This is a genomic window from Streptomonospora mangrovi (assembly GCF_027604915.1).
In the GTDB taxonomy this organism is placed as follows: Bacteria; Actinomycetota; Actinomycetes; order Streptosporangiales; family Streptosporangiaceae; genus Streptomonospora; species Streptomonospora mangrovi.
Genome location: NZ_JAJAQC010000061.1, coordinates 1 through 20,816, shown reverse-complemented (window position 1 = coordinate 20,816; position 20,816 = coordinate 1). Strand labels below are relative to the sequence as shown.

General features: G+C 77.1%; 15 protein-coding genes and 2 pseudogenes. 13 read left to right on the top strand and 4 right to left on the bottom strand.

Annotated features, from left to right (window positions below; all coding sequences use genetic code 11):
* Window positions 1–195: 195 nt before the first annotated feature.
* Complete coding sequence (locus LG943_RS24745) at window positions 196–1,317, bottom strand: baeRF2 domain-containing protein (RefSeq protein ID WP_270074772.1); 1,122 nt, start codon at window positions 1,315–1,317, stop codon at window positions 196–198.
* Between the two features lie 275 nt (window positions 1,318–1,592).
* Window positions 1,593–2,486 (bottom strand): diacylglycerol/lipid kinase family protein, encoded by an 894-nt coding sequence (locus tag LG943_RS24740; protein WP_270074788.1) that lies wholly within the window; start codon window positions 2,484–2,486, stop codon window positions 1,593–1,595.
* Between the two features lie 382 nt (window positions 2,487–2,868).
* Between LG943_RS24740 and LG943_RS24735 the strand changes: the two genes are divergently transcribed.
* The 5 genes and pseudogenes from LG943_RS24735 (at window position 2,869) to LG943_RS24715 (ending at window position 9,221) form a co-directional block, all read left to right on the top strand.
* Entirely contained in the window at window positions 2,869–3,954 is a 1,086-nt protein-coding gene (locus LG943_RS24735; protein WP_270074771.1) for a polyprenyl synthetase family protein, read from the top strand.
* Window positions 3,955–4,401: 447 nt separating this feature from the next.
* Window positions 4,402–5,928 (top strand): phytoene desaturase family protein, encoded by a 1,527-nt coding sequence (crtI, locus tag LG943_RS24730; protein WP_270074770.1) that lies wholly within the window; start codon window positions 4,402–4,404, stop codon window positions 5,926–5,928.
* A pseudogene (locus LG943_RS24725) lies at window positions 5,925–6,851 on the top strand (phytoene/squalene synthase family protein); the annotation flags it as partial. The gene crtI and the pseudogene LG943_RS24725, both read left to right, overlap by 4 nt.
* 335 nt (window positions 6,852–7,186) lie before the next feature.
* The gene (locus LG943_RS24720; protein ID WP_270074769.1) at window positions 7,187–8,188 is read left to right on the top strand and encodes a DUF5914 domain-containing protein; all 1,002 of its coding nucleotides are present in this window, start codon (window positions 7,187–7,189) and stop codon (window positions 8,186–8,188) included.
* 121 nt (window positions 8,189–8,309) lie between these two features.
* The gene (locus tag LG943_RS24715) at window positions 8,310–9,221 is read left to right on the top strand and encodes an aminoglycoside phosphotransferase family protein (protein ID WP_270074768.1); all 912 of its coding nucleotides are present in this window, start codon (window positions 8,310–8,312) and stop codon (window positions 9,219–9,221) included.
* 170 nt (window positions 9,222–9,391) lie between these two features.
* Here the strand turns inward: LG943_RS24715 and LG943_RS24710 are convergent, their stop codons facing one another.
* Window positions 9,392–10,963, bottom strand: a complete 1,572-nt coding sequence (locus LG943_RS24710) for an FAD-dependent oxidoreductase (RefSeq protein WP_270074767.1) — start codon at window positions 10,961–10,963, stop codon at window positions 9,392–9,394.
* The gene (locus tag LG943_RS24705; RefSeq protein WP_270074766.1) at window positions 10,960–11,745 is read right to left on the bottom strand and encodes a class I SAM-dependent methyltransferase; all 786 of its coding nucleotides are present in this window, start codon (window positions 11,743–11,745) and stop codon (window positions 10,960–10,962) included. Before LG943_RS24705 ends, LG943_RS24710 begins: the two co-directional genes overlap by 4 nt.
* A 143-nt stretch (window positions 11,746–11,888) precedes the next feature.
* On the opposite strand from LG943_RS24705, the gene LG943_RS24700 reads away from it, so the two are divergent.
* The 8 genes and pseudogenes from LG943_RS24700 (at window position 11,889) to LG943_RS24665 (ending at window position 20,664) form a co-directional block, all read left to right on the top strand.
* A complete protein-coding gene (locus LG943_RS24700) occupies window positions 11,889–13,073 on the top strand; it encodes a lycopene cyclase family protein (protein ID WP_270074765.1) in 1,185 nt (394 codons plus the stop codon).
* Between the two features lie 137 nt (window positions 13,074–13,210).
* Window positions 13,211–13,906: a helix-turn-helix domain-containing protein gene (locus LG943_RS24695; RefSeq protein WP_270074764.1), complete on the top strand. Its 696-nt coding sequence runs from the start codon at window positions 13,211–13,213 to the stop codon at window positions 13,904–13,906.
* Between the two features lie 234 nt (window positions 13,907–14,140).
* Window positions 14,141–15,328: an NAD(P)/FAD-dependent oxidoreductase gene (locus LG943_RS24690; protein ID WP_270074763.1), complete on the top strand. Its 1,188-nt coding sequence runs from the start codon at window positions 14,141–14,143 to the stop codon at window positions 15,326–15,328.
* A gap of 77 nt (window positions 15,329–15,405) precedes the next feature.
* Window positions 15,406–15,675, top strand: coding sequence for a (2Fe-2S)-binding protein (locus LG943_RS24685; protein ID WP_270074762.1), 270 nt, complete (start codon window positions 15,406–15,408; stop codon window positions 15,673–15,675).
* Entirely contained in the window at window positions 15,672–17,042 is a 1,371-nt protein-coding gene (locus LG943_RS24680; protein ID WP_270074761.1) for an FAD-dependent oxidoreductase, read from the top strand. The genes LG943_RS24685 and LG943_RS24680 overlap by 4 nt, the downstream gene beginning before the upstream one ends.
* Before the next feature lie 71 nt (window positions 17,043–17,113).
* Window positions 17,114–18,037, top strand: coding sequence for a dihydrodipicolinate synthase family protein (locus tag LG943_RS24675; RefSeq protein ID WP_270074760.1), 924 nt, complete (start codon window positions 17,114–17,116; stop codon window positions 18,035–18,037).
* A gap of 1 nt (window position 18,038) precedes the next feature.
* Window positions 18,039–19,025 (top strand): annotated as a pseudogene (locus LG943_RS24670) (proline racemase family protein); the annotation flags it as partial.
* A gap of 187 nt (window positions 19,026–19,212) precedes the next feature.
* Window positions 19,213–20,664 carry an alanine/glycine:cation symporter family protein gene (locus tag LG943_RS24665; protein ID WP_270074759.1) on the top strand — a complete coding sequence of 484 codons (1,452 nt, stop codon included), beginning with the start codon at window positions 19,213–19,215 and terminating at the stop codon, window positions 20,662–20,664.
* The last annotated feature ends 152 nt before the right edge of the window (window positions 20,665–20,816 follow it).

The following is a 20,816-nucleotide window of genomic DNA, read 5'->3' as shown; positions in this document are numbered from 1 at the left end:
CGCCCCCTCTTTGCTCGCCTCAACCGCTGGCGTGTGAATCCGATGACCGCCGCCGCGCCACCCGTCGCGGTCGCCGCCGTCATCCACCTCACCCCTCGGCGGGCGGCACTCGTCACCCTCCAGCTCCATCGCATCCCGCACTGGCTGTGCGCCCCGCCCTGCGCAGGGGCTCCCCACACGTGGCTGACCGAGGGGTCAGGTCGGCAGGGTGGGGTCGGAGAAGCGCAGCAGCGCGCCGAGGCCGTCCTCCAGACGCAGCTTCTCCTCCGGTACGAACACCAACTGGGCGCCGGTCTGGGCGGCGGCGCGGATCAGGACGGGGGCGGCGTCCTCCTCCAGGACCTCCTCCGCGCCCAGGTCGATGACCTCGCGCTCGGAGAGCGCGATCCGCGCGCCCTCGGGGTCGCTCCACAGCCGTTCGCCGCGCAGGTCGGTGTCGGCCGACCACAGCAGCGTGTCGACCTGGCCGCGCTGGAGGGCGGCCGTGACCGCCTCCAGCCCTTCGGTGACGCGGTCGCCGGTGCCCCGGCCCTCCAGGAAGGCGTCCACCACCGAGCGCCGCCGCTCGTCGGTGTGCTCCTCCAAAATCCGGTCCAGCTCCCGCTCGAAGTTGGCGTTGTCGGCGCCCGAGGCGCGGCTGCCGGACTCGGTCTCCACCGTGCGGGCGCGTGTCGCCTCGGGCAGGTTGTCGACCAGGTCGCGCACCACGCCGGGCTCGCCCGCGACGACGACCACCTCGGCCCCGTCGCGCTGGGCGCACTCGTGCACCGCCGACGCCACCTGGCGCGTGTTCTTGAGGACCTGCTCCTCCACCGCGCGCTGCATCTGCTTGTGCTTCCAGCCGCCCCCGGGCACCTTGTGGGTGGGGTGGTCCTCGCCCTCGACGCGGTCTGTGCGGCGCGTCCCCGACGCGGACACCGACAGCACGTCGGCGCCGATACTGTCCACCAGCACGGCCACGTGAGGGACCCGCCGGCCGCGGTTGCGCAGGTAGGGAAGGGGGTCGGGCAGCGGGCCGACGCGCACGGCGCGCTCCTGGGGCGGCGCCGCCACCAGCGCGTCGAACGTCACCTCGCCCCCGGCGGCGAAGACGATCTGGCCCCGCGCACCCGAGGCGCCGTCGGTGCGGCCGACGACGCCGTCCAGCGCGCGCAGCGTGTCCTCATCGGCGCCCTGGGAACCCAGTTCGGCGCGCGCCTCGCGCCAGCGCAGGCCGAGGGCGTGCTCGGCGTCGGCGCTGTCGCGTGAGACGTCGATGTAGACGGACGCGACTGGAGAGGAGACCCGGTAAGCCTTCTGTAGAAACGCCAGATCCATGGGTGCGGGCTCCTTCCGGTTCACTCCGGCCGTGTCCGGCCGGAGGGCTGGGCGGCGCCCGGCGGCGCGGCGGACCGGGGGCGGCCCTCGCGCCGGGAGTCCGGGACGCCGCGTGGACTCCTGGGAAGGGCGGCTACCACAGGGGCGCACGGTTAATCACGCGGAGCGACGGGAACCGCCGCCGGGCGCCCAGCCGAGCGCCGCCGTCCGTCCTCTCCGAGCGCCCCGCCGGGCGGCGGACGCGGGCGGTGCGCGCCGCGTCCGGGCTGCCGCCGTCAGGCCGAGGAGGGGTCGCCGGCGTGGTCGGTGTAGGCGCGCGGCACCAGGAACCGCCAGGCCCGCGGCCGGATGCGCCAGGTGCGCGCGGTGATGTCGTCGGTGAGTTCGCCGTCGTCGCTGGCCGAGCACGCCTCGCCGCTGACGCTGACCTGCCGCACCTGGCGGTAGTGCACGTCGACCTCCAGGGGATGGGTGCCCCGGTGCAGCCGCACGGCGTGGACGGCGCGCTTGGTGAACCCGCGCGAGCGCGAGACCACGAGGCTGATCATGCCGTCGTCGGGCAGGGCGTCGGGGGCGAAGCGGGCGGCGCCGCCGCCGATGAACTTGCCGTTGCCCAGGCCCACCATGAGCACCTTGTGGTTGGTGTCGATGATGATCTCGCCGTCGGCTTCGACGCGCAGCCGGTAGCCGCGCGCGGCGAACCCGGCGATCGCGCCGCCCACGGGGAAGCTCGCCGGCCCCAGGAGCCGCTTCCAGCGGGAGGCGGCGCGGGTGCTGTCGGCGCCCACGCCCAGGTGGACGGCGTTGACGGTGATGCCGCCGGTGTCGTCCTCGATCAGGTCGAGGGGGCGCACCACGGCGTCGCGCAGGGCGGCGCCGGCCTCGGCGGGCTCCAGCGGCATGCGGATGGTGCGCGCGAAGTCGTTGCCCGTGCCCATGGGGATGAGCCCGGCGGTGCGCTCGCCCAGTTCGCCGCGCCGGTGCAGGGCGTTGGCGAGCGCGTGCAGGCTGCCGTCGCCGCCGGCGGTGACGACGGTGTCGTGGCCGCGGTCGAGGACGGCGTCCAGTTCATCGGGCGAGGACACCCAGGCCAGTTCGGCGCCGCCCAGTTGCGCGACGGCCTCCTGGAGGCGGTCGGCCTGGGCGCTGCCGGCCTCGCTGTTGGTGATGATGAGGATGGCACCGCTCCGTTCGCTTGACGCGCCCGCGGCTGTCCGAGGCGCGCTTCCTCACGCAACCTATTCAATCCGACCGGACGCGCGGACGGCACGCCCGGACCGCCCGGTGCCGAGGGCCGGGCTCCGGGCTCTGCCGGAGCCGCCCGTGACCCGGGCGAGGTTTGCCGCCCGTGAATCCTGAAACCAGTGCGGTATGAGGCGAAAGGCGGTAAACCACCGCGAAGGCACCGTCGGAGGACGCCGCGACGGTGACGCCAACCGGCCACCGCCGGCAGTCGGCCCGGCGACGGCCACCGAACGCGGCGGTGCCGGTGCCGGTGCGGGGCCCGAACCCGATGCCCTCGCGAGAACCGCCCAACCCGGCGGCGCCGCGATGGGCGCCGACTCCGGTGTGGCCGCGTCCGTGACCGCCTGCCTGCGGGACTTCTTCGCCGAGCGCTCGGCCGACGCCCGCGCCGCCGGTGCGGCGGAGTTCGCCGACGAGGTCGTGCGGCGCCTCGCCGACTTCACGCTCTCCGGCGGCAAGCGGCTGCGGCCCGCCTTCGCGTGGTGGGGCTGGCGCGCGGCCGGGGGACCGGCCGACGGCCCCCGGGCGCGGGCGGCGCTGCGCGCGGGGGCGGCCCTGGAACTGCTGCACGCCTGCGCGCTGGTCCAGGACGACGTCATGGACGGCTCGGCGCTGCGGCGCGGCCGCCCGGCGCTGCACGTCGCACTCGCACGGGAGCACGCCGAGCGCGGGTGGGCCGGCCGGGCGGAGCGCTACGGCGAGTCGGTGGCCGTGCTGGCCGGCGACCTCGCGCTGGCGTGGGCCGAGGACCTGTTCACCGAGGCCGCCGCCGCGCTGGGCGCGGGCAGCGCGGCCCGCGAACCGTGGCGGCACGTGCGCAGCGAACTCATCGCGGGCCAGTTCCTGGACCTGCGCGCCCAGGCGGGCGGCGACGCCGAGCCGGACACCGCCCTGCGCGTGGACCGGCTCAAGACCGCCGCCTACAGCGTGGAGCGCCCGCTGCACCTGGGCGCCGCCCTGGCCGGGGCCGACGACGCCCTGGTGAGGGCGCTGCGCGGGTACGGCACCGCGATCGGCACCGCGTTCCAGTTGCGCGACGACCTCCTCGGCGTCTACGGCGACCCCGCCGCGACGGGCAAGCCCGTGGGCGATGACATCCGCGAGGGCAAGCCCACCCTGCTGTGGGCGGTCGGCCTGCGCCGCGCGCGCGAACGCGGCGGCGCGGCGGAGTCGGCCCTGCGGGAGGCCGCGGGCGACCCGGCGCTCACCGAGGCCCGGGTGCGCGACCTCGGCGCCCTGCTGACCGACCTCGGCGCCCGCGCCGAGGTGGAGGCCCGCATCGCGCACACGGTGCGCACCGGCCTGGCGCACCTGGGCAAGGCCCGTGTCCCCGCCGCAGCCCGCGCCGCCCTGGAGGCCATGGCCGCCCAAGCGGCCGACCGCCCCGCCTGACCGCGCGTCCAGCACACCTCACCGCCCGCCGGCGCACACCCGCCCACACCCGCGCCCGTCGACCAAGGGCGCCCGCATTCGCCTGGCCGCGTTTTTCCGGGACGGTTCGTGGTGGCCTGCCTCGGCCCGCCCCAGGGCGCTTCACCGCAGCCCAGGGCACGCCACCTCGCGGTCGTCGGGCTGCCCGCGCCTTCCGGGGCGCCCGGGTCCGGCGGGGATGGGTGCCCCTGCCGTCCGCGTCGGCTGTCCGTCATCGGGCGGTCCCCCAGCCGTTTCGGGGGCGCTCGGTGGGAAAGCGGCGCTACCACTGCATACCGCCGCGAAGCGGTGTGGTGCGGGTGGAACCCGTGCGATCACGGCAGGCGCGGGTAGAGGTTCCGCGCGAACCGGGTCGTGTGGCGGCACTCCGCCGCCGCCCGCCCGTCCCCCCGGAGGGAAGGTGAACCCATGGCAGCGCGGTCCCGCCCGCTGCGTACCGTGGCCGGTCCCACCGACCACGTCGTCGTCGTGGGCGCGGGCGTGGCCGGCCTCTCGGCGGCCCTGCACCTGCTGGGCGCCGGCCGGGAGGTGACCGTCCTGGAGCGCGATCCCCACCCCGGCGGCCGCGCCGGGCGGCTGGACGTCGACGGGTTCCGGCTGGACACCGGTCCCACCGTGCTCACCATGCCCGAGCTGGTCGACGAGGCGCTGGCCGCCGTGGGGGACTCCCTGGAGGAGCGCCTGGAGTTGACCCGCCTCGAACCCGCCTACCGGGGCCTGTTCGCCGACGGCTCCCGCATCGACGTCCACACCGGCGCCGAGGCCATGGCCGCCGAGGTCCGCCGCGTCGCCGGCCCCGCCGAGGCGGCCGGCTACCTGCGGCTGCGCGCCTGGCTGGCGGAGCTGTACCGGCTCCAGATGCGCCGGTTCATCGACGCCAACTTCGACTCGCCCCTGGACCTGCTCTGCCCCGAACTGGCCCGCCTCGCCGCCATCGGGGGCTTCGGCCGGCTCGCCCCGGCCGTGGGCCGCTTCCTCACCGACGACCGGCTGCGCCGCCTCTTCACCTTCCAGGCCCTCTACGCCGGGGTGCCGCCCCAGCGGGCACTGGCCGCCTACGCCGTCATCGCCTACATGGACACCGTCGCGGGCGTGTACTTCCCCAAGGGCGGCGTGCGCCGCCTGGGCGAGGCCATGGCCGCCTCGGTGGCCAAAGCCGGCGGCACGCTGCGCTACGACACCGCCGTGCGGCGCCTGGAGCGCCGGGACGACCGGGTGACCGCCGCCGTCACCGCCGACGGCGCCCGGGTGTCCTGCGACGCCGTCGTGCTGACCGTCGACCTGCCGCTGGCCTACCGGCTGCTGGGCCGCACGCCCTGGCGGCCCGTGCCGCTGCGCTTCTCGCCTTCGGCCGTGGTCCTGCACGCCGGGACCGACCGCACCTGGCCCGACCTGGGCCACCACACCGTCTCGTTCGGCGCGGCCTGGCGGCGCACCTTCACCGAGATCATGCGCGAGGGCCGCCCGATGTCCGATCCGTCCCTGCTCATCACCCGCCCCACCGCCACCGACCCCGGCCTGGCCCCGCCCGGCCGCCACCTGCTGTCGGTGCTGGCGCCCTGCCCCAACCTGCGCACCGGACCCGCCGACTGGCGGCGCCTCGGCCCGGCCTACCGCGACCACCTGGTGGACGTCCTGGAGCGGCGGGGCCTCACCGGGTTCGGCTCCGCCGTCGTCGCCGAGCACCTCATCACCCCCGAGGACTGGTCGCGGCGCGGCATGGCCTTCGGCACCCCCTTCGCCACCGCGCACACCTTCGCCCAGACCGGACCGTTCCGGCCGCGCAACCTCGTGGCGGGCACCGCCAACGCCGTGCTCGCCGGCTGCGGCACCACCCCCGGCGTGGGCCTGCCCACCGCCGTGGTGTCGGGCAAGCTCGCCGCCGCCCGCATCGCCGGAGCGGCGGCCGTGGCCGGGGGAGGGGGCCGCCGGTGAGCACCGCCTCCGAACTCGACGCCGCCCGCATCACCGACCCGGCGCTGCGCGCGGCCTACGCCCGGTGCCGGGCGCTGCACGCCCGCCACGGGCGCACCTACTACCTGGCCACCCGCGTGCTGCCGCCCGAGCGCCGGCCCTCCGTGCACGCCCTCTACGGGTTCGCCCGCTGGGTGGACGACGTGGTGGACGACCTCGGCGCGGAGGCCGCCACCGCCGAGCGGCGGGCGCGCATCGACGCCGTCGAGGCCGACCTGCGCGCCGCGCTCGCCGGCGGCGCCGCCCGCCACCCCGTCATCGCCGCCCTCGCCCACACCGCCCGCCGCCACGCGATCCCCTCGGGGCACTTCACCGCCTTCATGGCGTCCATGCGCGCCGACCTCACCGTCGACCACTACGCCACCTACGCCGACCTGCGCGGCTACATGTACGGGTCCGCGCAGGTCATCGGGTTGCAGATGGTGCCGGTCCTGGGCACCGTGGTGCCGCCCGAGCGGGCCGCGCCGCACGCCGCCGCCCTGGGCGAGGCGTTCCAGCTCACCAACTTCCTGCGCGACGTCGCCGAAGACCTCGACCGGGGCCGGGTCTACCTGCCCGCCGACGTGCTGGCCGCCCACGGCGCCGACCGCGACCTGCTGGCGCACTGCCGCCGCACCGGCACCCAGGACCCGCGCGTGCGCGCGGCCCTGGCGGAGATGGCGCGCCTCAACCGGGGCGTCTACCGCATCGCCGAACCCGGCTGCGCGATGCTCGACCCGGTGGCGCGGCCCTGCATCGCGACCGCGCTCCGGCTCTACCGGGGGATCCTCGACGAGATCGAGGCCGCCGACTACGACGTGTGGACCCGCCGCCACCGCGTCCCCACGGCGCGGCGGCTGCGTGTGGCGGTGCCGGCCCTGGGCCGGGCGGCGGTGGCGCGGGCTGCGGCACGACTCCGCCGGGCCGGTGGGGTGGGTGCCGGTGCGGGGTCCTGGCCGGTGCCCGCCCCGCGCACCGCCCCCGACGAAGCGGCGACGCACGAGCGCGTCGGTCGGCTCCCGAACGCGGCGACCCACCGCCCGCCCGCGCCGGACTGTCGCCCCACGTCAGCAGGGCGCCCCGAGCCCGCGCCGAACCCCGGCGGCCTGCGGAGCGCTGCCGGCGCCGCCGGCCCCGCTGACCCCGCTGTTCGCGCTGATCGTGCCCGCCCTGCCGACCGCGCCGGTCCTGCCGGCGTCGCCGACCGCGATGAGTCTCCGACCGTGAAGGAGCCGCCGGAATGACCCTCGACCCCGCGCCGGGGCGCTTCGCCCTGCGCCGTCTGCCGCGTTCGCTGATGCGGCCGCGCGCCTCCACCTGGCGCGAGGCCGCTCCCGGCGTGATCGGTGCCGCGCTCAAGCGGGCGCAGGCCCGGCCCTCGGGCAACTGGTATGTGCTGGCCGCCAGCGCCGAGGTGCGTCCCGGTCGGCCCTTCGGCCGGGTCATCGCCGGGACCGAGATCGTGGCCTGGCGCGGCGCCGACGGTGGGCTGCACGCCGCGCCCGGTGCCTGCCCGCACCTGGGCGCGCCGCTGTGCCGGGGCGGGGTCGCGGACGGCCGCCTGGTCTGCCGCTGGCACGGGCTGTCGCTGGGCGGCGAGGGTTTCCCCGGGTGGACGCCGTTCCCCGCCCACGACGACGGCGTCTTGGCCTGGGTCCGACTGGACGAGGTCGGCGGCGAGGAGCCCCTGCCGCGCCCGGTGATCGGCCCGCGCCCGGCCGGCCCCAACGTGATCGCGGCGGTGGAGAGCACGGCGGGCGCCTGCGAGGCCGAGGACGTCGTGGCCAACCGGCTCGACCCCTGGCACGGCTCCTGGTTCCACCCCTACTCGTTCGTGGGGCTGCGGGTGACCGAAACCCCGACCGGTCCCGACCCCGACCCCGACCGGTTCGTCGCCGAGGTCGCGTTCAAGGTCGCCGGCAGGTGGGGGGTGCCGGTGCGGGCCGCGTTCGAGTGCCCCGAGCCGCGCACCGTGGTCATGCGGATCATCGAGGGCGAAGGGGAGGGCAGCGTGGTCGAGACCCACGCCAGCCCGCTCGGCGTGCGCGCCGGCATCGCCCGCACCGCCGTCATCGAAGCCGCCATCGCCGCCTCCGACCGCACCGGGTTCGCCCTGGCCCGCCGTACCGCACCGCTGGTCCGCCCCTTCATGCGCCTGGCCGCCCGCCGCCTGTGGCGCGACGACCTGGCCTACGCCGAACGCCGCTACCTGCTGCGCACCACCGGCCGCTGGCCCGGCTAGCGCGCCCCACCGCCAACTGGAGTCGGCGCCCGCCGGCGGCTGGGCCGTTCCGCGCGGGCGGGGGGTCGGGGCCGACGGCCACGGCTCCGCCGGCCAGGGCGTCCGGACCTACAATGGCGCGATGGAGGCCCGCGCCATGCCGACCGCCGAGGTCCGCCTCTCCCGGGAACTCGTGCGGGCGCTGCTGTCCGACCAGCACCCCGACCTGGCCGATCTCGGCATCGAGGTCCTGGCGCACGGCTGGGACAACCTGGTCTGCCGGCTCGGCCGCGACCACGTGGTGCGCCTTCCCCGGCGTGCCGCCTCCGCCGGACTCGTGGTGAACGAGCAGCGCTGGCTGCCCGGGATCGCCCCGCACCTTCCGCTGCCCGTGCCCGTCCCCGCGCGCACCGGCCGGCCGGGCCGGGGCTACCCCTGGGCGTGGAGCGTGCTGCCGTTCCTGCCCGGGGAGATCGCGGCCCGTACGCCGCCGGCGGACCCGGGGGAAGCCGCGCGCTCCCTCGGCCGTTTCCTGGCGGCCCTGCACCAGCCCGCGCCTGCTGACGCGCCCCTCAACCCGGTACGGGGGATTCCCCTCTCGGGCCGAGCGGCCGGGGTAACGGCCCAGTTGGAGCATGTGGCGGACCCACACGCACGGGAGGCCGCCCGGCGGGCATGGGAGAGGGCCGCCGCCGCACCCGGGTGGGACGGCCCTCCGGTGTGGCTGCACGGCGACCTGCACCCCGCCAACATCCTGGTCGAACGCGGCAGGGTCGGTGCCGTGATCGACTTCGGCGACATCACCGCCGGTGATCCCGCCACCGACCTGGCCGTGGCCTGGATGCTCCTGCCCAGGGCAGGCCGCGAAGAGCTGCGCTCAGCCTACGGCCGCGCCGACGGCGCCACATGGGCGCGGGCGCGGGGATGGGCGCTCGCGCTCGCCCTGGCCTTCCTGTCCCGCTCCGCCGACAACCCCCTGATGGCCCGGATCGGCGACCGCACGCTGCGCGCGGTGGTGGACGACAGTCCGGCGGAGCCTCCGCGAGACCGTTGACGGGGGTCGGGCGGCCTCGCGGCGGCCACCGGCCGCCTGCCACGGCGGCGTGGCGGGGGAGCGGCCGGTGGGTGGTCGCCCGTTCGGGCGGTGATCGGCCCGCGCGCCGGTGGTCGGTGAGGGTGACGGGGCGGCGACCGCGTCACGGGCCGCCGAGACGCGGATTCTCCTCACCCGTCGTTCCGCCGCTCCGCCCCCGATCGTGCCCAGCGGGCGTAGGCGCGGGCCGGGGCCAGGCGGCCGCGGCGGGGGACCGTCCACACCGGGTGGCCGGGCAGGCCCCAGCCGGCCAGGAGGGTGTTGGCCGCCAGAAAGCCGCTGGTGGCGGCGCGTTCCATCAGGGCGACGGGGAGGTCCACCCGCACGTGGTCGCCCGCCACCGCGATGCCCGGATCGGGGGTGCGCACGGTCGCGCGTTCGGTGAAGCCGCCCGGCGGGAACAGCGGGCAGTCGGCGCGCAGTTCGTGACGCTCGTCCACCACCCCCGCGCGGGCCGTCTCGGGGTAGACCCGGTGCAGTTGGGCGAGCAGCCGCGCGCGCTCGGCGCGCTCGTCGCTGCCCGCGGGCAGCGCGTAGGCGTGCAGTTCCACCACCGACCCGCCGGTGCGCGCCGCCCACGCCGCCGCCTCGTCCTCGAAGCGGTCCAACACACTGACGTTGTCCAGTGTGGGAAACCCGGCGGTGCCCAGGAACCCGGGCCGCGACGGGGCGACCGGGCGGTCCAGCCACAGCCGCGACACCAGGAACGGCGGCGCGCTCGGCAGCCGCTTGAGCCGGCCCAGCCACGCCGGGTCGGCGCCCTCCATCCGCTCGGCCAGGGCGCGCAGCCCCGCGACGTCGGCGGCCAGCACCACCGCGTCGCAGGCGTGCCGCTCGCCCGCCGCCCACACCGCGAACCGGGGGCCGGCCCCCGAGGCGGGGGACTCCGCCGCGATCCCCTCCACCCGCGCGCCGGTGCGCACCCAAACGCCCAGCCCTCGCAGACGGTCGGCCAGCGGGTCCCACAGCGCCCGGGGGAACGGCGCGCGCGGGACGTCGAACAGCAGCCCCTCGGCCGAGCCCAGGAAGTAGATGTGGAACATCACCGCCAGTTCGGCGGCCGACAGGTGCCGGGGGTCGGCGAAGAAGCTGCGCGAGAACACCTCGAAGGCCAAGTGCCGGGCGCTGGCCGGAAACCGCACCGCCTCCAGCAGGTCGGGCGCCGCCACCCGGTCCAGGCGCGCGTAGACCCCCGGCACGTCCACGTCCAGCAGTTGCGCGGCGGCGGCGGTGTTCACCCGCGCCAGCTCGCGCACCGGGAAGCTGGGGCTGCGCGCCGCCAGCGCGAACGCGTTCCACGGCGGTGCGGGCGGCAGCCCGGTGAACCCGTCGCGGGCGCCGCCGGCGTGCACCAGCGGGTAGTCGGGGAGCGGCGCGAGCGCGTCCAGGCCTGGGTCGGCGCGCCGCAGCAGCGCCCGCAGGTTGTAGTACTGCCGGAAGAACGCGTGGAAGCCGCGCGACATGGTCACCCGCGACCCGTCGCGCAGGGTCGTGGGCCAGCCGCGCAGCCGCCCGCCCACCTGCTCCTCGCGCTCCAGCACGGTGACCGCCACGCCCCGCTCGGCCAGCGCCGCGGCCGCCGCCAGCCCCGCGATGCCGCCGCCGACCACGACCGCGCGCGGGGGCCGGCCCGAGGGCGGGGCGCCGCGCGGCGGAGCGGGGGAGACGACCTCGGCGCGGGGGTCGCGGCCCGGGCGCCTCACGCCCCGCCCCCGCCGCCGGCCCGTTCGCCGACTCCTCCGCCGGCCCGGCCGCCGCCCGGGTCGGCGGGCGCCCGCGCGGTGACGGTGTGGGTGATGCCGCGCTGCCAGCCCGGCATCGCGTGGGCGCGCACGTCGGCGAACCCGGCCGCGCCCACCCGCGCCCGCAGTTGCGCCAGGCCGTCGAACTCCAGGACGCTGCGCCACAGGTAGCGGTACAGGTCGGCCCGGCCGGTCACCAGCCGGCCCAGGGGGATGATCACCCCCCAGCTCACCAGGGTCCACACCGCCCGCGCGGCGGCGGAGTCGGCCACGGAGTACTCGTGCAGGGCGAGCCGCCCGCCCGGCTGCAGCAGCGCCCGCACGGCCCCCAGCGCGGCGTCGGGGTCGGGGCAGTTGCGCAGCAGGTAGGCCGCGAAGACGGCGTCGACCGGGCCGCCGAGGTCGCGCGGCGCCAGCTCCTCGGCCCGCGCGTGCACGAACCGCACCCGCTCGGGCCAGGGCTTGGCGCGCGCGGCGGCGAGCATGCCCGCCGAGGCGTCCACCCCGATCACGGTCGCGCCGGGCAGCACGGCGGCCAGCGCCGCCGTGGAGGCCCCGGTGCCGCAGCCCAGGTCGAGCACGCGCACCCCCGGCCCCGGGGCGGCGCCCAGGCGCCGGGCGGAGGCGCGCAGGTCGCGGTGGTAGCCGGGGTTGGCGCCCACCAGGCGGTCGTAGCCGGCGGCCGCGCGGTCGAACTCGGCGGTGACCGCACCCGCCTTCATGGCCTGAACCGAGTCCGGCATCGCGCCTCCTGAGTCGCCCGGCCGCCGCACCGCGCGGCGGTCCGCCCTCCCGGCACTACCCCCGGCGACGGCCGACCCGACACAGCACCGCGCGGCGGACCGCCGCCGTGCGCTGGGGCCCGGCCGCGTGCCATGCTGGCGCCATGAGCCGGTTCGATGTGGCCGTGGTGGGCGCCGGGGCGGCTGGGCTGTCTCTTACCCACCGCCTGGCGGCGCTGAACCGCGCAGGCCGCCGGTGGCGGATCGCGCTGGTCGAACCGCCGCCGGGGCCGGCGCGCCCGCCCGAGCGCACCTGGTGCTACTGGGAGCGCGGGCCGGGCCGCTGGGACGCCGTGCTGGCCGCGCGCTGGGAGCGGCTGGCGGTGGTCGGCGCCGACGGCCGGCGCCGCGCGGCCCACGCCGCGCCCTACAGCTACAAGATGCTGCGCTCGAGCGACTTCACCGAGCACGTGGCGGCCACGGCCGTGGAGGGCGTCACCGTCCTGCGGGCGACGGTGGCCGAGGTCGCCGACGGCGCCGAGCGCGCGGTGGTGCGCGGCGTGGACGCCTCGGGCGCGCCGGTGGAGGTCGCGGCCCAGTGGGTGTTCGACTCCCGCCCGGCCCCGCCGCCGCCCGGGCGCACCGCGCTCCTCCAGCACTTCCGGGGCTGGTTCGTGCGCACCCCGCGCGACGCCTTCGACCCCTCCGGCGCGGTGCTGATGGACCTGCGCACGCCCCAGCCCGCGCGCGGCGTCTCCTTCGGCTACGTGCTGCCGCTGTCGCCCCGCGACGCCCTGGTGGAGTACACCGAGTTCACCCGGCAGGCGCTGGACACCCCCGCCTACGAGGCCGCGCTGGCGGACTACACCGGCCGCGTGCTGGGCCTGGGGGAGTTGGAGGTGACGGCCGCCGAGCAGGGGGCCATCCCCATGACCGACGCGCGCTTCCCCACGCGCGCCGGGCGCCGGGTGTTCCGCATCGGCGCGGCCGGGGGCGCCACCCGGCCAGCCACCGGCTACACCTTCAGCGGGATCCAGCGCCAGGCGGCGGCCGTGGCGCGGGCGCTGGAGCGCGGCGCCGTGCCCGTGCCGCCGACACCGCACCGGTGCCGCCACCTGGCCATGGACGCGGTGCTGCTGCGCGCCCTGGACACCGGCCGGGTGCACGGCGCGGAGTTCTTCACCCGGCTGTTCGAGCGCACCCCGCTGCCGCACGTGCTGGACTTCCTCGACGGCCCCGGGCACCCGGTGCGCGAACTCGCGATCGGCCTGCGCGCCCCGGTGGGGCCGATGGCGCTGACCGCCGCCGAGTGCGCGCTGCGCCCGAGGCCCCGCGCCCGCCGGGACTGACCAGGGGCGCCCGTCCGGGCACGGGCGCGTCCCGATGCCGCAGGGTGCCGTCCGGTGGCACCCGGCGCCGAGAGGCCGCGCCGGGTCCGCGGCCGGGGCCGGGGCTCGCCTGCGCGGCCCCGGGCCGGTACATTCCAGTGAACGATTCGAGTGCCCCCGCCCGCCGCGCCGCCGGCCGGCCGGGACGGGCGGCCGAACCGGGGGAGGGGTCCACGGTGCGCGGACGCGGCGGACAGGTGCTGGCGGCCAATCTGCGTGTCCTGCGCGAAATGGCGGGGATCTCGCTGTCGGAGCTGGCCCGCGGATCGGGGATCGCCAAGGGCACCCTGTCGCAACTGGAGTCGGGCGCGGGCAACCCCACCCTGGAGACCGTGTTCAGTCTGTCGAACGCTCTGGGCGTGCCGGTGTCGTCGCTGCTGACCGAGCGCCCCGACCCCGACGTCGTGCTCGTGCGGGCCGAGGAGGTCGAGGTCTTCAGCGGCGACGCCGTGGACCTGCGGATGCTGCGCCGCCTCGACCTCACCGAGGGCACCATCGAACTCTACGACCAGCGCTTCCGCCCCGGGCGGCCGCAGTACTCCGACGGCCATCCCGGCCGCGAGCACCACATCGTCACCTCGGGCGTGCTGCGGCTGGGGCCGCCCGACGACCCCTACGAACTGGGGCCGGGCGACTACGTGTGCTTCTCCGCCGAGCACCCGCACTTCTACGAGGCGGTCGGCCCCGAGCCGGTGGCCTCCACCCTGCTCCTCCAGTACTCCGACGACGCCCCCGACGTCCCCTCGCCCGCCGCGCGCGCCTGCTCGGTGCCCGGCCGCCGGCGCCGGGCCTGATCCGGCCGGGCGCGGCGGCCCCGGCGGCCCCGACCGCCGTATTGGCCGCGCCTCCCGCCCGTTTTCGTTCATCGCGGCGAACGCCTGTAGGGCGTTGCGGCCGTGTTCCGGGCAAGTAAAACCTGAACACCTGGGGAAACTTGCCACCAATCGGGCATTGACGTGAGCCACGTCGCATGATTAGCCTCTCATCGTTCGCTTTAATGAACGCCTTCTGATGAGGGGTGGTGTGCCATGCCGGGGAGTCCCGACGTCGTCGTGGTCGGCGCGGGCGTCGTCGGCGCCGCGTGCGCCGAGGCGCTGAGCGCGGCCGGCCGCCGCGTCGTGGTGGTCGACCGGGGCGCCCCCGCCTCGGGCACCACCGGCGCGGGCGAGGGCAACGTCCTGGTCTCCGACAAGGAGCCCGGCCCCGAACTCCGGCTCGCCCAGGTGTCGCGCGAGCTGTGGCCCGACCTGCTGGCCGGCCTGCGCGAGGAGATCGGCCCGAGCGCCGCCGAGGCCGAGTGGGACCCCAAGGGCGGCCTGGTGGCCGCCCTCGGCGACGCCGACGCCGAGGCGCTGGCCGCCTTCGCCGCCACCCAGCGCGACCAGGGCGTGCGCGCCGAGGACATCACCCCCCGGCGGGCCCGCGAACTGGAGCCCCACCTGACCCCGCGCGTCTCCGGCGCCGTCCTTTACCCCGACGACGCCCAACTCCAGCCGGTGCTCGCCGCCACCGCGCTGCTGGCGGCCGTGCGCGCCCGCGGCGGCGAGGTCCGCGCCCACACCGCCGCGCTGGGCGTGCGCCGCGACCGCTCCGGCGCCGTCGCCGCGCTGGCCACCAGCGCCGGCGACATCCCCTGCGGCGCGGTCGTCAACGCCTGCGGCCCCTGGTCGGGCGCCTTCGCCGAGGCCGCCGGCGTCGCCCTGGACATCCGCCCCCGGCGCGGCGTCGTGCTGGTCACCGCGCCCCTGCCGCCGGGCACCGTGCGCCGCAAGGTCTACGACGCCGACTACGTGGGCGCCGTCGGCAGCGACGACGCCGACCTCCAGACCTCCACCGTCGTGGAGTCCACCGCCGCCGGGACCGTCCTCATCGGCTCCAGCCGCGAGCGCGTCGGGTTCGACGACACCATGCGCGTCCACGTGCTGCGCGCCATCGCCCGCAAGGCCGCCGCCCTGTTCCCGGTGCTGGAGCGGGTGCCCGTCATGCGCGCCTACGGCGGGTTCCGCCCCTACGCCCCCGACCACCTGCCGGTCATCGGCCCCGACCCCCGCCTGCCCGGCCTGTGGCACGCCACCGGCCACGAGGGCGCCGGGATCGGCCTGGCCGCCGGCACCGCCCGGCTGCTGGCCGACCTGGTCACCGGCGCCGACCCCGTGCTCGACCCCGCCCCCTTCCGCGTGGACCGCCCCGCGCTCCTGGCCGAGGCCACCGCGTGAGCGCTCCCGCCGACCCCCGTCCCCAAGCCGCCGCCTCCGGCGGCCCCCACCCCGACCCCGCCCCAGGAGGTGCGCCCGTGAGCGAGCGCCTGACCGCGCGGATCGACGGCCGCGAGGTCGCCGTCACGCCCGGAGAGACCGTGGCCGCGGTGCTGCTGCGCCAGGGGCGCCGCTCCTGGCGCACCACCCGGGGCGCCGGCCGCCCGCGCGGCGTCTTCTGCGGCATCGGCGTCTGCTTCGACTGCCTGGTGGTCGTCAACGGCGTGCCCGACGTGCGCGCCTGCCGCCGCCGCGTGGCCGAGGGGGACGACATCCGCGTGCAGCACGGAGCGGAGCTGCCCCGATGAACCGCATCGCCGTGATCGGCGCCGGCCCCGCCGGCCTGGCCGCCGCCCGCAGCGCCGCCGCCGCGGGCGCCGACGTCTGCGTGATCGACGCCGAACCCGCGCCCGGCGGGCAGTACCTGCGCCGCGACGCCCTCGCCGGAGCCCGCGCCCACGACCCCGCCACCGCCCTGCCGCCCGGTGTCGAGCACCGCCCCGACACCGTGGTGTGGGCGATCGAGCCCGTGCCCGGCGGCCACCGGCTGCACCTGCGCACCGGACCCGCCGACGACCCCGGCCGCACCGGCGCCACCGTCGACACCCGCGCCCTCGTCCTGGCCACCGGCGCCCACGACCGCGCCCTGCCCTTCCCCGGCTGGGACCTGCCGGGCGTGTTCACCGCCGGCGCCGCCCAGGCGCTGGCCAAGGCCCAGCGCCTGGCCGTGGGGGAGCGGGTGCTGCTCGCCGGCACCGGGCCGTTCCTGCTGCCGGTGGCCCGCTCGCTGCTGGACGCCGGCGCCCGCATCACCGCCGTGCTGGAGGCGGGCGAGCCCGTCACCGGCTGGCTGCGCGACCCCGCCGGGGTCCTCGCCGGCAGCGGCAAGCTCGGCGAACTCGCCGGTCACCTCGCCGCCCTCGCCCGCCACCGCGTCCCCTACCGGCCGCGCACCACCGTGGTCGCCGCCCACGGCCGCGACGCCGTCGAAGCCGCCACCACCGTGCGGCTGGACCGCGACTGGAACCCGGTGCCCGGCACCGAGCGGCGCGTCGAGGCCGACGCGGTCTGCGTCGGCTTCGGGTTCACCCCCCAGACCGAACTCGCCGTCGCGGCCGGCTGCGCCATGGCCGAGGGGTTCGTCCGGGTCGACGCCGCCCAGGCCACCTCGGTGCCCGGGGTGTTCGCCGCCGGCGAGCTGACCGGGATCGGCGGCGCCGCGCTCTCGGCGGCCGAGGGCGAGGTCGCCGGAGCCGCGGCCGCCCGCCTGGTCGGCCGCGACCCCCGCCCCCCGCTGGCCGCGCTGCGCCGCGTCCGGCGCGGGCGCCGGTTCGCCGCCGCGCTGGCCGCCGCCCACCCCGTGCGCCCCGGCTGGACCACCTGGCTCGCCGAGGACACTCTGGTGTGCCGCTGCGAGGAGGTCGGCGCCGGTGAGCTGCGCGCGGCCGCCCGCGAGCGCGCCGCCTCGGCCGCGCGCCCCCTCAAGCTGGTCACCCGGGCCGGACTCGGCCCCTGCCAGGGCCGCGTCTGCGGCCGCAACGTCGCCGAACTGCTGGGCGACCCCCGACTCGCCGACGGGTTCGCCCGCCGGCCCATCGCCGCTCCCGTGCGGCTCGGCGAGCTGGCCGCCGGCAACACCGCCGACGGCACGAACACCTGCGCGGGCCCGCGGTGACCGCCGCGGCCCGGCCCGCGCCCCCGCCCCCCACCGTCCCACCCCATCCCGAGGAACCGGAAACAGGAGCCATGACGCAAGAGAAGCTTGACGGGGTCATCGTCGCCACGGCGCTGCCCTACCAGGAGGACCCCGCCGCCCCCGCCGGCCTGCGCGTCGACCTCGACCGCTACGCCGAGCACTGCCGCTGGCTGGTCGACAGCGGCTGCCGCGGGGTGGGCCCCAACGGCTCGCTGGGCGAGTACTCCTCGCTGACCGACGATGAGCGCCGCGCGGTCGCGCGCACCGCCATCGAGGCCGTCGGCTCCGACGGCGTCGTGGTCGTCGGCGTGCACGGGGTCGGCGCCCACCAGGCCCGCGCCTGGGCCGAGAAGGCCGCCGAGGACGGCGCCGACGGCGTGCTGTGCCTGCCGCCGACCATGTACCGCGCCAACGAGTCCGAGATCATCCACCACTTCGAGCAGGTGGCCGCCGCCGGCCTGCCGGTGATGGTCTACAACAACCCCTTCGACACCAAGGTCGACCTCACGCCGCGCCTGGTGGCCGAGATCGCCGCCATCGACAACGTCGTCGCGGTCAAGGAGTTCACCGGCGACGTGCGCCGCGTGCTGGAGCTGCGCGAACTGGTGCCCGACCTCACCGTGGTCGCCGGCGCCGACGACGTCGCGCTGGAGGCGCTGCTCATGGGCGCCACCGGCTGGTTCGCCGGGTTCCCCAACGTGTTCCCCGCCGAGTCGGCCCGCCTGTTCGACCTGGCCACCGCCGGCCGCCTGGAGGAGGCCCGCGCCCTCTACGAGCCGCTGGTCGCCGCGTTCCGCTGGGACTCCCGCACCGAGTTCGTGCAGGCCATCAAGTACGGCATGGAGCAGGTCGGGCGCTACGGCGGCCCGTGCCGGCCCCCGCGCGGGCCCATCACCGGCGACAAGCTCGCCGCCCTGGAGGCCGACATGCGCCGGGCCCTGGACCACCTCGCCTCCGCCCAGCCGGTGGCCTGACATGCGCGCCGCACGCTACTTCTCCGCGGTCGACTCCCACACCGAGGGGATGCCGACCCGGGTGATCACCGGCGGGGTGGCGCCCGTGCCGGGCGCCACCATGGCCGAGCGGCGCGAGTACTTCGTGGAGCACCTCGACCACATCCGCCAACTGCTGGTCAACGAGCCCCGGGGGCACGCCGCCATGAGCGGGGCCATCCTCCAGCCGCCCCTGCACCCCGAGGCCGACTGGGGGGTCCTCTACATCGAGGTCTCCGGCTGCCTGCCGATGTGCGGGCACGGCACCATCGGGGTGGCCACCGTGCTGGTGGAGACCGGCATGGTGGAGGTCACCGAGCCGGTGACCACGGTCCGGCTGGACACCCCGGCCGGCCTGGTCACCGCCGAGGTCGCCGTCGAGGACGGCCGGGCGGCCGCGGTCACCATCCGCAACGTCCCGTCGTTCTCACTGGAGTTGGACGCCCGGGTCGAGGTGCCCGGGGTGGGCACCGTCACCTACGACATGGCCTACGGCGGCAACTTCTACGCGATCGTCCCGGCGGCCGACCTCGGCATCCCCTTCGAGAAGGCCGCCAAGGACCGGATGATGGACACCGGCCTGGCGATCATGGCGGCGATCAACGAGCAGAACCGGCCCGTGCACCCCGCCGACCCGCGGATCTCCGGGTGCAAGCACGTGCAGATCGTCGCGCCCGGCCGCGACGGCTCCCACGCGCGCAACGCCATGGTGATCCACCCCGGCTGGTTCGACCGGTCGCCCTGCGGCACCGGCACCAGCGCCCGCATGGCCCAGTTGCACGCCCGCGGCGAACTGGACCTGGGCGCCGACTTCGTCAACGAGTCGCTGCTGGGCACCCGGTTCACCGGGCGCCTGGTGGAGGCCGCCGAGGTCGGCGGGCTGCCGGCCGCGGTGCCCACGGTGACCGGCAGCGCCTGGATCACCGGCATGGGCCAGTACCTGCTGGACCCGCGCGACCCCCCCCCGGGGGCTCCCACGCGGGGCGGGCCGCGCGGCCCCCCGCGCCCCCGGGCGCGCGCCACGCGGTGCGGGGCGGTTCCACCGCCGCCCCGCACCGCCACCTCCATCCCCGCCATCCCCCCTTCACCCCTCCTCCCTCCGTCGGCCCCGCGTGCGCGCGCCGCCGACGCCCCGGACGACCGAGAGTTGGTCCGCCATGGAAATCCTCGTCACCATCAACGACTGGCTGTGGAACCCGCTGGTCGTGCTGGCCCTGGGACTGGGCCTGACCCTGACCGTGCTCACCCGCGGCGTGCAGTTCCGGCTGCTGCCCGACATGCTCCGCCAGATCCGCGCCGAGAAGAGCGGCGGCAAGGACGCCACCGAGGGCATCTCCTCGTTCCAGGCGCTGGCCCTGACCCTGTCCAGCCGCATCGGCGTGGGCAACATCGCCGGCGTGGCCACCGCCATCGCCGCCGGCGGCCCCGGCGCCCTGTTCTGGATGGGCGTCATGGCGCTGCTGGGCAGCGCCCTGGCGTTCGTGGAGTCGACCGTCGCCCAGATCTACAAGCGCAAGATCGACGGCCGGTTCTGGGGCGGCATCCCCTACTACATCGAACGCGGGCTGGGCCTGAAGTGGCTCGCCGTGGTCGCCGCCGTCACCACCATCGCGCTGTACGCGGTGCTGGCGCCGGGCGTGCAGGCCAACAACATCACCGCCGCCATCGACACCGCCACCGGGGTGAGCCCGTGGATCAGCGGGGTGGTCCTCACCGCCGCGTTCGCCTTCGTCGTGTTCGGCGGGCGCAAGCGGGTCGTGGGCGTGGCCGACATCCTGGTGCCGGTCATGGCGGCCGGCTACATCCTGGCCGCCGTGGTCGTGCTGGCCGTGCACGCCGCCGAGATACCGGGCGCCATCGCCCTGATCGTCGGCAGCGCGTTCGGCACCGACTCGGTCTTCGGCGGCATCGTCGGCGCGGCGGTCGCGTGGGGCGTGCGCCGCGCCATGTTCTCCAACGTCGCCGGAGTGGGCGAGGGCACCTACGGGGCGGCCGCCGCCGACGTGTCGCACCCGGTCAAGCAGGGGCTGGTGCAGGGGTTCTCCATCTACATCGACACCCTGTTCGTCTGCATGGCGACCGGGCTGATGATCGTGGTGACCGGCAACTACAACGTCCTGACCGAGGACGGGCAGCAGTTGGCCGACAACCTGCCGGGTGTGGAGGCCGGGTCGGCGTTCACCCAGGCGGCGGTCAGCTCGGTGGCGCCGGGCGTGGGGCCGGTGTTCGTGGCGATCGCGATCACGCTGTTCGCCTTCACCACCCTGGTGGCGTTCTACTACATCTCCGAGACCGCGCTGACCTACCTGTCGCGCACCGGCGTGCGCGGCGGCTGGGTGCTCGCCCTGCGCCTGGTCATGATCGCGGTGACGATGTACGCCTCGGTGCAGTCGGCCGACCTCATCTGGGCCATCGGCGACGTCGGATACGCGTCGCTGGCCTGGGTGAACATGCTCTGCCTGCTGTTCCTGGCCAAGCCCGCGCTGCGGGCGCTGCGCGACTACGACGCCCAACGCAAGCGGGGGCTGGACCCCACGTTCGACCCCGAGTCGGCCGGTATCCCCAACGCCGACTACTGGGCCGGCGACGACGCCCCGGCGCGCCGCTGACCCCCGCGCCCCGGCCGCCCACCCGCACGGGCGGCCGGGGCCGCGCGCGTGCCCGGCCCGCGCCGCCACCGGGGGAGCGGCGCGGACCGGGGAGCGCGGCGCTGCCCGGCACGGGGGACCGGGCGGCGCCGCGCCGGCGGACCCGGGCGGCG

Excerpts from the sequence above, each read along its gene's own strand:
- LG943_RS24745 (WP_270074772.1), bottom strand. The coding sequence starts at position 1,317 with ATGGATCTGGCGTTTCTACAGAAGGCTTACCGGGTCTCCTCTCCAGTC.
- LG943_RS24735 (WP_270074771.1), top strand. The coding sequence starts at position 2,869 with ATGGGCGCCGACTCCGGTGTGGCCGCGTCCGTGACCGCCTGCCTGCGG.
- crtI (WP_270074770.1), top strand. The coding sequence starts at position 4,402 with ATGGCAGCGCGGTCCCGCCCGCTGCGTACCGTGGCCGGTCCCACCGAC.
- LG943_RS24720 (WP_270074769.1), top strand. The coding sequence starts at position 7,187 with ATGACCCTCGACCCCGCGCCGGGGCGCTTCGCCCTGCGCCGTCTGCCG.
- LG943_RS24715 (WP_270074768.1), top strand. The coding sequence starts at position 8,310 with ATGGAGGCCCGCGCCATGCCGACCGCCGAGGTCCGCCTCTCCCGGGAA.
- LG943_RS24705 (WP_270074766.1), bottom strand. The coding sequence starts at position 11,745 with ATGCCGGACTCGGTTCAGGCCATGAAGGCGGGTGCGGTCACCGCCGAG.
- LG943_RS24700 (WP_270074765.1), top strand. The coding sequence starts at position 11,889 with ATGAGCCGGTTCGATGTGGCCGTGGTGGGCGCCGGGGCGGCTGGGCTG.
- LG943_RS24690 (WP_270074763.1), top strand. The coding sequence starts at position 14,141 with ATGCCGGGGAGTCCCGACGTCGTCGTGGTCGGCGCGGGCGTCGTCGGC.
- LG943_RS24680 (WP_270074761.1), top strand. The coding sequence starts at position 15,672 with ATGAACCGCATCGCCGTGATCGGCGCCGGCCCCGCCGGCCTGGCCGCC.
- LG943_RS24675 (WP_270074760.1), top strand. The coding sequence starts at position 17,114 with ATGACGCAAGAGAAGCTTGACGGGGTCATCGTCGCCACGGCGCTGCCC.
- LG943_RS24665 (WP_270074759.1), top strand. The coding sequence starts at position 19,213 with ATGGAAATCCTCGTCACCATCAACGACTGGCTGTGGAACCCGCTGGTC.